10 protein-coding genes are annotated in these 10,724 nt (G+C 36.1%); 6 read left to right on the top strand and 4 right to left on the bottom strand.

The genetic code is table 11. The features are described from left to right. Positions 1–340 precede the first annotated feature (340 nt). The 4 genes from LC095_RS26195 (at position 341) to LC095_RS26180 (ending at position 3,678) form a co-directional block, all read left to right on the top strand. Positions 341–1,819, top strand: a complete 1,479-nt coding sequence (locus LC095_RS26195) for a SulP family inorganic anion transporter (RefSeq protein ID WP_226530848.1) — start codon at positions 341–343, stop codon at positions 1,817–1,819. Between the two features lie 155 nt (positions 1,820–1,974). Continuing rightward, the gene (locus LC095_RS26190; protein ID WP_226530847.1) at positions 1,975–2,394 is read left to right on the top strand and encodes a universal stress protein; all 420 of its coding nucleotides are present in this window, start codon (positions 1,975–1,977) and stop codon (positions 2,392–2,394) included. Between the two features lie 274 nt (positions 2,395–2,668). After that, entirely contained in the window at positions 2,669–2,863 is a 195-nt protein-coding gene (locus LC095_RS26185) for an IDEAL domain-containing protein (protein WP_216775348.1), read from the top strand. Positions 2,864–2,934: 71 nt separating this feature from the next. Further along, entirely contained in the window at positions 2,935–3,678 is a 744-nt protein-coding gene (locus LC095_RS26180) for a tryptophan-rich sensory protein (protein WP_226530846.1), read from the top strand. A 141-nt stretch (positions 3,679–3,819) separates the two neighbouring features. Here LC095_RS26180 and LC095_RS26175 read toward each other — a convergent pair whose 3' ends face one another. Beyond that, complete coding sequence (locus LC095_RS26175) at positions 3,820–4,254, bottom strand: VOC family protein (protein WP_264196214.1); 435 nt, start codon at positions 4,252–4,254, stop codon at positions 3,820–3,822. 142 nt (positions 4,255–4,396) lie between these two features. Beyond that, a complete protein-coding gene (locus tag LC095_RS26170) occupies positions 4,397–6,031 on the bottom strand; it encodes an alkaline phosphatase (RefSeq protein WP_226530845.1) in 1,635 nt (544 codons plus the stop codon). A 464-nt stretch (positions 6,032–6,495) separates the two neighbouring features. On the opposite strand from LC095_RS26170, the gene LC095_RS26165 reads away from it, so the two are divergent. Continuing rightward, positions 6,496–8,379 (top strand): LTA synthase family protein, encoded by a 1,884-nt coding sequence (locus LC095_RS26165; RefSeq protein WP_226530844.1) that lies wholly within the window; start codon positions 6,496–6,498, stop codon positions 8,377–8,379. A gap of 23 nt (positions 8,380–8,402) precedes the next feature. Here LC095_RS26165 and LC095_RS26160 read toward each other — a convergent pair whose 3' ends face one another. Beyond that, entirely contained in the window at positions 8,403–9,227 is an 825-nt protein-coding gene (locus LC095_RS26160; RefSeq protein ID WP_226530843.1) for an STAS domain-containing protein, read from the bottom strand. 217 nt (positions 9,228–9,444) lie between these two features. Here LC095_RS26160 and LC095_RS26155 point away from each other — a divergent pair, with 217 nt between their 5' ends. Further along, positions 9,445–9,942 (top strand): small multi-drug export protein, encoded by a 498-nt coding sequence (locus LC095_RS26155; RefSeq protein ID WP_226530842.1) that lies wholly within the window; start codon positions 9,445–9,447, stop codon positions 9,940–9,942. Here LC095_RS26155 and LC095_RS26150 read toward each other — a convergent pair. Next, positions 9,928–10,536: a hypothetical protein gene (locus LC095_RS26150; protein ID WP_226530841.1), complete on the bottom strand. Its 609-nt coding sequence runs from the start codon at positions 10,534–10,536 to the stop codon at positions 9,928–9,930. The two genes, LC095_RS26155 and LC095_RS26150, sit on opposite strands and share 15 nt — an antisense overlap. Positions 10,537–10,724: the final 188 nt, after the last annotated feature.

Here is a 10,724-nt window from a genome sequence, read left to right as displayed (position 1 = left end):
AATGAAGCAGCCAAAAAACTAAGGAATACGCCAAAGGAAAATGTTGAACCGCTTATTCATTATCAAGATGGCTTGATTAAAAATAACATGAAGAAAATAATGAAAGAACGAAAAATGACCCAGACCAACCCAGACCACCCCCACAAAAAAATGACAATTTAGTTGAATGTGGGAGAATAAGTGAGGGATTTAAAGGGATTTATAAATGACTACGCTTACACAAAGTTTCACAAAGCAGTCAAAATCGTTTATAATGCTTTTTGTTAACAACGGCCCCGACTTTCATGAGAGTTGAAAGTCATTAACTTTATATAAAAAATGAAAAGGGAGAGGATCTTTTTTGGATGTAAGTACAATTAAATATTCTTGGTTTGGAAATATTAAAGGCGATGTTTTAGCAGGTATTGTGGTGGCACTAGCTCTAATTCCTGAGGCTATTGCTTTCTCAATCATTGCTGGTGTAGATCCTATGATTGGTTTGTATGCGTCGTTTTGTATTGCTGTGACAATAGCATTTGTTGGGGGACGCCCTGGAATGATTTCAGCTGCAACAGGTGCAACAGCTTTGTTGATGACGACATTAGTTGCTGATTATGGTTTGCAATATCTACTTGCAGCTACTATTTTGACTGGAGTAATCCAAATCATCATGGGTATATTAAAGTTAGGAAGGCTAATGAAATTTGTGCCACGTTCCGTTATGACTGGTTTTGTAAATGCGCTAGCTATTTTAATTTTTACAGCACAATTACCTCATTTTGTAGGGGAATCCTGGCCAATGTTTGCGATGGTAGCTGGAGCGCTTGCGATTATTTACATTTTGCCGCGTTTTACAAAAGCTGTTCCATCTCCATTAGTTGCAATCATTGTCATTAGTGTTATTGCGGTTATGACTGGAAGTAACGTTAGGACTGTAGGGGATATGGGTGAGTTATCACAAACATTGCCAATCTTTTTACTTCCTGATATTCCACTGAACTTTGAAACGTTGCAAATCATTTTTCCTTATTCTTTATCCATTGCAATTGTTGGGTTGGTTGAGTCTTTACTAACAGCTCAAATTGTCGATGATATGACAGATACAGGAAGTGACAAGAACAAAGAAGCACGCGGGCAGGGAATTGCCAATATCGTCTCAGGTTTTTTTGGTGGTATGGCAGGCTGCGCGATGATCGGCCAATCGGTTATTAATGTAAAATCAGGTGGTAGAGGACGGTTATCAACATTCGTGGCAGGGGCTTTCTTAATGGTGTTAATCCTGCTGTTAAATGACGTTCTTGTTCAAATTCCAATGGCTGCTCTTGTAGGGGTTATGATTATGGTATCAATCGGTACATTTGATTGGTCAGCATTAAAAACTTTGCATAAGGTACCTTTAACTGATACATTAGTTATGGTTGTGACAGTTATTACAGTGATTATGACACATGATTTATCTAAAGGAGTTCTTGTTGGCATAATCTTAAGTGCGATCTTCTTTGCGGCGAAAATATCCAAAGTGAAGATGACAACCTTATCTGCAGATCAATCTGATAAAAAGATATACCGGGTGACAGGTCAACTTTTCTTTGCTTCTGTTACTGACTTTGTGGAAAGCTTTGATTACAAAGAGAATGTAAAAGAAGTTGATTTAGATTTAACGAACGCACATTTGTGGGATGACTCGGCAGTTGGTGCCATTGATAAAATTGTCTTTAAATACCATCAAAACGGTGTGAAAGTTAATTTGATTGGTGTAAATACGGAAAGTATTAAGCTTTTAGAAAAAATTTCTGTTCATAATAAGCCGGGCGGTCTTAGTAAAGTAACAAATCATTAAGCGTGTGAATATCAAAGAACATCAAATCTTATTGATGTTCTTTTTTTGCGCTATATAAGCTTAAACTTTCATTAAAATAAAACTTGTAAGCGCTTTTATTGTTGCGATTGCACCAATATAATGGATGTATAATGCTGGATGAAAGAGGGGATTATATGTTTCGTCATATTTTGCTTCCAACAGATGGATCCATCCACTCAATTAGAGCCGCCGAGAAAGCAATTCAGATTGCTAAGCTGAGCGAAAACAGGGAAATTGAAGTCATTTATGTTGTAGATGGTAACACCTCAAAACAAGATGTGTTGAGAAGTTGGGATTCAGCAGGTATTAGAGAAAGCAGAGAAAAGAAACTTCATGCAACCGTTCATCTAGCCAATAACGCAGGTGTGAAGTATGCTATTAAGATCTTAAGAGGAGACCCTGCCAACACTATTTTAACGTATGCTAAAGATAAACCATTCGATTTAATTGTAATGGGAAGCAGAGGGCTTAATTCATTTCAGGAAATGCTGTTGGGAAGTGTTAGTCACCGGGTTACAAAGCATGCTCAATGTCCAGTTTTAATTGTTAAATAGAAGTTTGTGGCTGTCGTTGCTAACTAGTAGTAAATTTAGCTCCACAATCGTCAAAAACGTAGGATAACTTGTTTTACGCAAAAAGCCAAATCAGAGCTAAATTAAAAAGAGAGCTAATAATATCAATGATGCCCCAAAGTGTGCAAGTTTAAACATGTGATTAATGATATTTTTCAGAGATTAGTAAACTTGTAAACTCCTTATCCAACTTAAATGTTTCGGATTATAAAATCTGGTTAATATAAATAGAAAAAAGATCAAGGAGTTGTTTTTTATGAAAAAGGATTTGTTTCGTTCACAACAGCCTGATGTCACAATCATAGATTCTATATCTGCTGAAATCGTATTGGAAAAGGCTTTACTAGATTTTCGAAAAAAGAAAATTCAACAGAAAATTGACCAATCCTTAAAAGATAAAAACAAAAGTGAATTCCTGCGATTAACGGAAAAATTAAAAAATATTTCTTAGTATGTAAAGAGGAAAACCTAAATATAATCAAAGTGTAAGAAAGGCAGTCATCCTTGAAAGGTGGAACTCGGTTGAATCGTTTTAGGTTTTATGCCATTTTAAATGTAATTGGATTACTAATTGTTTTAGCAGTGAATTACTTAGCGAATGCATTGCCAATTGGTGGTCAAACAACAGCAGAAGTATCAGACAAGGTGTTTACACTCTTTACTCCTGCAGGATATGCGTTTGCTATATGGGGATTGATTTATTTTCTGCTGACAGTATGGGTTCTCCGTCAATTTTTTGTAAATGACGAGCAAAAGGAAAACGATCAAAAAATTGGAGTTTGGTTCTTTATAAATGCCATTCTTAACAGCTTATGGATTATTGTGTTTCAAAACGAGTACTTTAATGTATCAATTTTTATCATGTTAGGGATTTTGCTTACACTGATCATCATTTATAGGATCATTCAACATTTACCTCATTCAACTTGGTTTATGAGGTTTCCATTTTCAGTGTATATTGGGTGGATTTCAGTTGCCACTATTGTCAATGTATTTGTTATTTTTGAAGCAAATGGTATTGAACAATTGTTTGGTTTAAATGAACAAGTGTGGGCGATCATCATGTTGATTGTTGGTGCCATACTTGGAATCGTATTTACGTTAACACAACATGACATTGCTTATTCCCTTGTTTTTATATGGGCATTTATCGCAATTATGGTGGAACAAAGTGGGCATCCTGCAATTGTTACAGCCAGTAAGGTGGCTGTTGTGTTACTTGTTGTTGGGATTGTGATTGAGGTTATTAGGAGAGTTAGGAAGTAAGGAAAAAGAAGTCTGAAGATATCGAGTAAAGGGTTCCGTTCTTTTAGGTGCTTTTCTAAAATTCGAATTAAAATGAAATGGATATTGGAATATAAAAAACAAAAACTCGCCTTGGCGAGTTTTTTCAGATAAAGAATATTATTAATGATCTCTTTTTTCCTGCCAAATTCGTATACGATCTTCATGACTCACTACTTTATGAATTTGGTGAAGCATCCATATATAGCCAAAAGAGTCCATAAAGATTGCATTTGATACACCGTAATCAGGTAGCTCAGTAACTGGTTGGATTTCCGTACATCCCAAACTCATTGCTTTTGTATAGGTTTCCTTAATATCAGGGACAGTGACGTTAAACCAAATGGTTTTAGGGTCATCTTGGGTTGGTGCAACCAATTGGAATTCGGGATTTTCATCCAACATGTGAAAGCGGACACCGTAAAGGGTAAAAACGGCTTCATTTGTACCTTTTGGTAAATCTGAAACCTCAACACGGTCGATTTCAAATATCTTTTCGTATAATTCCAATGCTTTTAAACTATCTGTCACAACTAAATCAATTTCTACTCCTATCATTATGAACGCACTCCCTTTATTAGTTGGTTCCTTATTACCTGTCATTAAGTATACCAAATTTATATGTAACCACAGTTAATAGGGTTTTCATTATTCAAAATTACGATGAAAAAACCTCATCGTATGGATGAGGTTTTCAACATTATTTCCCTTTTTTAACAAGTTGAATCGCTTCTTTTGATACATAGAATTCTCCATTACTTTCAACAGTAACAGTTTCTAAATCAATTTCTTTTCCATTCATGATTAACACGTTTTTATTAACAGGGAATTGAGCATTTGTTTTTCCTTTTGTCACAACTAATACAGGGTTATTTGCATCAGATGAATCTGCTTTTACTTTTGCACCAATTTTCTTGAATTCAGCTTCTGCATTTACAAATACTTGGTTATCTAATTTCTTTAAGTCAAATCCCATTGCTTTAGCAGCAGAATGGGCAACCTCTGTATTCTCGACCAATCCTGTTGGACTTCCAGGGCCATATGAATACAGGAATAAATCTTCACCAGTATGACCGCCTGTTGTAAAGCCGATGTTAGCACGATTTGCAAGTAATTGTACAAGTGTTTTACCTAAATCTTTTGATTGTTGAATGGCTTTTGTTTCTTCTTGTGTAGGATTGTCAATGCCGTATAATGCGGCAACTTCCAACACATTTGATTTATCAGATTTTAGTTGCTTTAATGCACCTTCCAGCGTCATTTCAGCTTCTTTCAATGGATTAATATAGGTAGAAACAGGGATAGAAGAATAAGATCCGCTTGTATTTTGGTTTCCGATGGAAATTCCGCTGTTACCATGATCAGATACGGCAACAATCATCGTATTCTTATTCTTTTTCGCAAAATCCAATGCTTCTTTTACAGCTGCGTCAAATGAAAGAGTATCACTGATCATGCCGATTGGATCATTTGCATGTGCAGCCCAATCAGGTTTGCTTCCTTCGACAAATAAGAAGAATCCGTCTTTATCTTTGGAAAGAGTGGAAATGGCCTTTTTCGTCATTTCAGCAAGTGTTGGTTCATCTGGATTTGTTTGTTCACGATCCATATCATAAGCAAGTGCAGATGGTGCGAATGATCCCCATAGCTTGCTTGATTTTGAATTTAACAGTTCATCACGTGTTTCAACAAGATCATAGCCTTTATTGTCAATGACCTCTACCAGGTCTTCGCCGTCTTTACGGTTTTCAGCTAATAAAGAATTTTTACCGCCGCCTAAGACAACATCCATTTCTTGGTATACTTGTTGTTCGGCAATGCTATCATAGTCGCTTCTGTGTTCAGCATGTGAAGAAAATGCTGCAGGTGTAGCGTGTTGAATTTCAGATGTAGAGATGATTCCTGTTGCTTTTCCGCTCATTTTTGCACCTTCTAATACGTTTGCAACAGGTTTGTAAGGATTATCTGCTAAGTCAGGATCGACTCCAGGATTGGCCACTTTCTCAGGGAGTACGCCCACAAATTTATCATTTGATTTATTTCCCGTTGCCATTGCTGTTCCTGCCGGTGCTGAGTCGGTGATGGCAGACTCGGCTGAGTATGTACGGACGCCTCCAGTTAAAATCTCATCCATTGCAAGCGGTTGTCCTTTATACCATCTTGCAAGAGTTGTTGTACTGGAACTAACACCATCCATCACAAGGACAATAACGTTTTTGGCCTTTTGAGAATCTTTTTTTGCTTCAACTTTTTCGTTAGCTGAAGAGAAACCGAGCGAACCGAGTGCTAAGGTACTTGCAAGAGTAATTCCAACGACTTTTTTGTTTAATTTCATGAATATTTCCTCCAATATTTGCTTCATTTTCGGTTTTTGTGGGTAAAGAATAGTGAAAAATGTTATATCTACTAAATGTAACGATCAACTCCAATGAATAGGTTCTACAGCCCTTATGCTTACGTAATTATAAGTTCACTATGTAAACTGGACGTTAAGGAATTGTAAAGTTTAATAAAATTGATAAAAACAGTATTTTTATCCTGATTTTAAAAATAGTAGAATAGAATCTTGTATTTAGCGGGAGATTGGAATGGTTACCAAAAAATGAAATTTGTGAGAAGGTAGTTTAGATGTTTTTTATTATAAGTCTAAGGGAAAACGTTGATTATGATGATCATTAAAATGCTGAACGACCTTGTTTGATTGTGGGTCAAGGAACCTGTCCCTCCGTCCCACTTGAAAATATAGGGAGAGAGAGGTATTTTTATTATAGGAATAGTTTTGTTTAAGCGGGGGTAGCAATGCGGAATAGAACATTATGGAGCAAGTATGTTTTCTTGAGTGTGGCCACAGTTTTTATGTGGGTGAAGACATATATTGTGTATCGAACAGGTTTTGATTTAAAAATAGAAAATGCGATGCAATCTTTTATTCTCTTAATTAATCCGTTAAGCTTCTTTTTACTAGTTTTTGGGTTTGCTTTATTTATGAAGCAGAGGATAAGAGATATATACATAATCGTCGTTAGTACACTTGGGACGATTTTGTTAATTTCGAATATGAGTTTTTATAGTTTTTACAATGATTTTTTGACCATCCCGGTATTATTTCAGTCAAGTAATATGGGGGATCTTGATAGTAGTATTCAAGAAATCGTGAAGCCAAGTTATTTCCTTATGTTTGTTGATATTCTTATTTTAATCTGGTTATCGAGAAAAAATAGACATAAAGATTATGGGGCTGTGACGGTTAAGGAAAGAAGATCATATTTTCTCGTTGTTTGTGTCGTGTTTATATTCAATGTAGGATTAGCTGAAATTCAGCGTCCGCAGTTTTTAACCCGTTCATTTGACAGAGAGATTTTAGTGAAAAACATTGGGATCTTTAATTTCCATATATATGATGGAATTGTGCAGTCAGCAACATCGGCACAGAGAGCATTGGCAGATAGTGATGAGCTTGTGGAAATTCAGAACTATGTAAATGCAAATGAAAAAGAGCCAAGTGAAGAGATGTTTGGGATTGCGAAAGATCGTAATGTGATATTTGTTTCATTAGAATCCACCCAAAGCTTTGTGTTGAATGAAACGTTAAATGACAAGGGAATTACACCATTTTTGAATGATTTTGTAAATGAAAGTTATTACTTTGAAAATTTTTATCACCAAACAGAACAGGGGAAAACGTCGGATTCGGAATTCATTGTAGCGAATTCATTATACCCTTTGGGACGCGGTTCCGTCTTTTTTACAAATAGTGAAAATGAGTACAATGCAACACCAGAAATCTTAAAGGATTACGGCTATTACTCCGCAACATTCCATGCGAATAATGCGACCTTTTGGAACAGAGATATTGTGTATGATTCGTTTGAAGTGGATACATTTTTTGATATCGAAAGCTATGACATCACACCTGAAAATTCATTCGGGTGGGGCTTAAAGGATAAGGAGTTCTTCGAGCAAACGGTTGATTTGATGAAAACATTGCCACAGCCTTTTTACAGCTACTCAATTACACTGACAAATCATTTTCCTTTTGAGCTTGAGGAAGAAGATAAGCTAATTGATGAATATGATTCAAATAGTGAGATCTTTAACCGATATCTTCAGACGGTTCGTTATCAGGATGAAGCATTAAAACGATTTATTGAAAAATTAAAAGAAGAAAACTTGTATGAAAATTCGATTATTGTCTTAATGGGTGATCATTATGGAATTTCAGAAAATCATAATGAGGCATTAGCGCAATTTTTAGGCAAGGATGAAATCACACCATATGATACGATTCAGCTTCAGCGTGTACCATTTGTCATTCATATACCTGGTCTTACAGATCAGCATCCGAAGTTAATTTCAGATATTTCAGGTCAAATTGATGTAAAACCGACACTTTTACATTTGTTAGGGGTTGATACGACGGATAGGATTCAATTTGGTCAGGATTTGTTTTCACCTGAGCGGACTCCATTTGCTGTATTGAGAAATGGAAGCTTTATCACACAGGATTATATTTCTGTTTCAACTTTGTGTTATGATCGTGAATCAGGTGAAGAGATTGAGCGTGAGGGAACGTGTGATGTCTATGAGGACATGGCTCATGATGAACTGAGTTTTTCAGATAAAATTATTTATGGGGATTTGCTGAGATTTTATAATAAAGAAGAGGAAAGTGTGGAGGAGTAGCTCCACACTTTTTTTGATGGAGATTAAAGCACTAAATATTTAGTTAAAGCTTGCTGTAAAGTTCCCAGTGTTTCTGTTCTGTTGTCAAAGGAAACGCCGAGATGAATCACTTTCCGAACAACTTCTTTTCTCAATCCAGTGATCACGGAATTGCAGCCCATCATGGAAGCACCATGGATGATTTTTAATAGATGTTCAATAACATTAGGTTCCATATCTGCAATACCTGATAAATCAATAATCAATGTTTGAATACGTGATATGCCAATTTCAGTTAAAACCTTTTCTTCCAGAATATTTGCCCGGTAATCATCAATTGACCCGATCAAAGGCAGGATACAAACAGATGAATTAATCGGGATAATCGGGACAGAAAGGTTCTCTACTAATTTTCTATGTGCTTTGATCAAAGAATCTTTGTATGTAGAATAACTAATAAAAAAGCTATTTAAAAATTCATCAATGTGGTTATTTATGTTCTTTTCAAGGGTAAAAAAGTCAGCTACAATTTTCCCGTTTGTATATTCGTTATACTTTTCGATAAAATACCACACAGTCCTGCGGATTGCTTGAATCCATTCGAGTTTAAATGTTAAATCAATGGAATGTGTAGACCAGGCGATGCCTTCTTGTTTTGCAAAGAGTTGCAATTCCTTTTCCTTACCGTCTACGATATACGTAACAAGCTTTTTCGCGTTATTAACGAGATCAATGTTACCAATTGCCAGGATTTCATCAATCTTATCTGTGACATTGACTGCTTCCGCTAATAATCTCTCTTCAAAACTTTTAATATTGTTTTCAAAGAATTGCTTAAGTTCATATGATTCTTGGAATTTGAATTTCATTCCTTTTCCCCCTTATGCTGAATTTTTGAAATTCAATACCTTCCTTTTATTTTAAGCCATTCCTACAGAAAATGAAAATACATTGTCTCATTCTAATGAGATTGGGAACTTTTGCTAAAGATAATCGTATTACCTAATACCCTTGAAAAATCAAATTATCCATTTCTTTTGAATGAAGATGTACATCAGATAGAATATTGAAGGAGGAAAAGAATTCGTGAGTATTGTTTTAGCGTATGTCATTATTTTTTTATTAGGAGCTACACCTTTTTTTGAGGTAGTCGGGGTGATTCCAATCGGAGTTGCAGCAGGACTGCCGGCACTTCCTGTGGCCATTCTTGCGTTATTGGGTAATATTCTGACCCTTTGGTTACTCATCTTATTAATGGACCGAGTAAAAGAGTGGCTACAAAGACGTAAGGAAAAGAAAGGCAAAGAAGTATCAGACAAAAAGCAGAAGCGAGCAGAATCAATTTGGAAAAAGTACGGTTTGCCTGGATTAACATTTGTAGCTCCATTTTTAATCGGTAGCCATCTTGGTGTTATTTTAGCAATGAGCTTTGGAGGCACAAGAAAACAAATCTTCTTTTGGATCACAGTTAGTGTTGTTTTCTGGGCAGTTGTGATGGGGCTTCTTTCATATTTCGGCTTTGACTTATTATTCACCCAAACCGGACAGGACGGTTTCTTAAAAAATATATTAGATACTGAGTGAGGAACGGGGGGAGGAACGGGGGGACAGGTCCCTTGTCCCATTTGGGACAAGAGACCTGTTCCTCTGTTCCAATTCACGATAGTTTTTGAGATTCCCCTCATAAACAAGATGAAAACCGTTTCCTTTAATGAGTTCCTGTGGTGTTATAAGTGAAAGGGGTTTAGAGAAATGAACACATTCACATTCTTGCAGGACAGTTGCAACAAATTGCGAACAGAAAAAAGCATATTTTCTATTTAGTTGTTTGTTTAATAGAATGGCGAATAAGCCCAGTAGGTTATAACGGTACAGGGACTTTTCGTCATTTATTTTTTGTATGAAGCATCTCATTTCTTCATATTGAATAGGAGAGACTGTACAGCTATATACCCGACATTTTGCTAGATTGAAAAAATGCGATTCCATATTTTCCTTCACAAAGCCGCCAATGAAGGGGTTTGAAGGTGTTTTTCTTCCAAAGCTGTATACTTCAGATAAAGATCGGTCAAAAGAAATAGATGCATGATTGAACGATTTTTTTGTATATAATTTGATAAGTCTAGTAAACATTGTTCCAGTGTCAGTCAGTAAAATATAAATCTTTTTTTCATCCACCATAAATTCCTCCCTCAGCTAACCCAAATCCTATTATCAAGAATCCGGGCAACCGAATGAAGAATCTGTGGCTGTATTTCGCTCTAAGCCTTTAGGCTTAGAAGGGACAGAGGGACAGGTTCCTTGGCCCAGTTGGGACGAGGTACCTAGATCGGAAGTAGATCGGAAGAGCGTCGTAGATCGGAAGG

It is taken from the genome of Metabacillus niabensis (genome assembly GCF_020524345.1).
GTDB classification, from domain to species: Bacteria; Bacillota; Bacilli; order Bacillales; family Bacillaceae; genus Metabacillus; species Metabacillus niabensis_B.
This window is presented reverse-complemented; position numbering and strand designations above follow the sequence as displayed.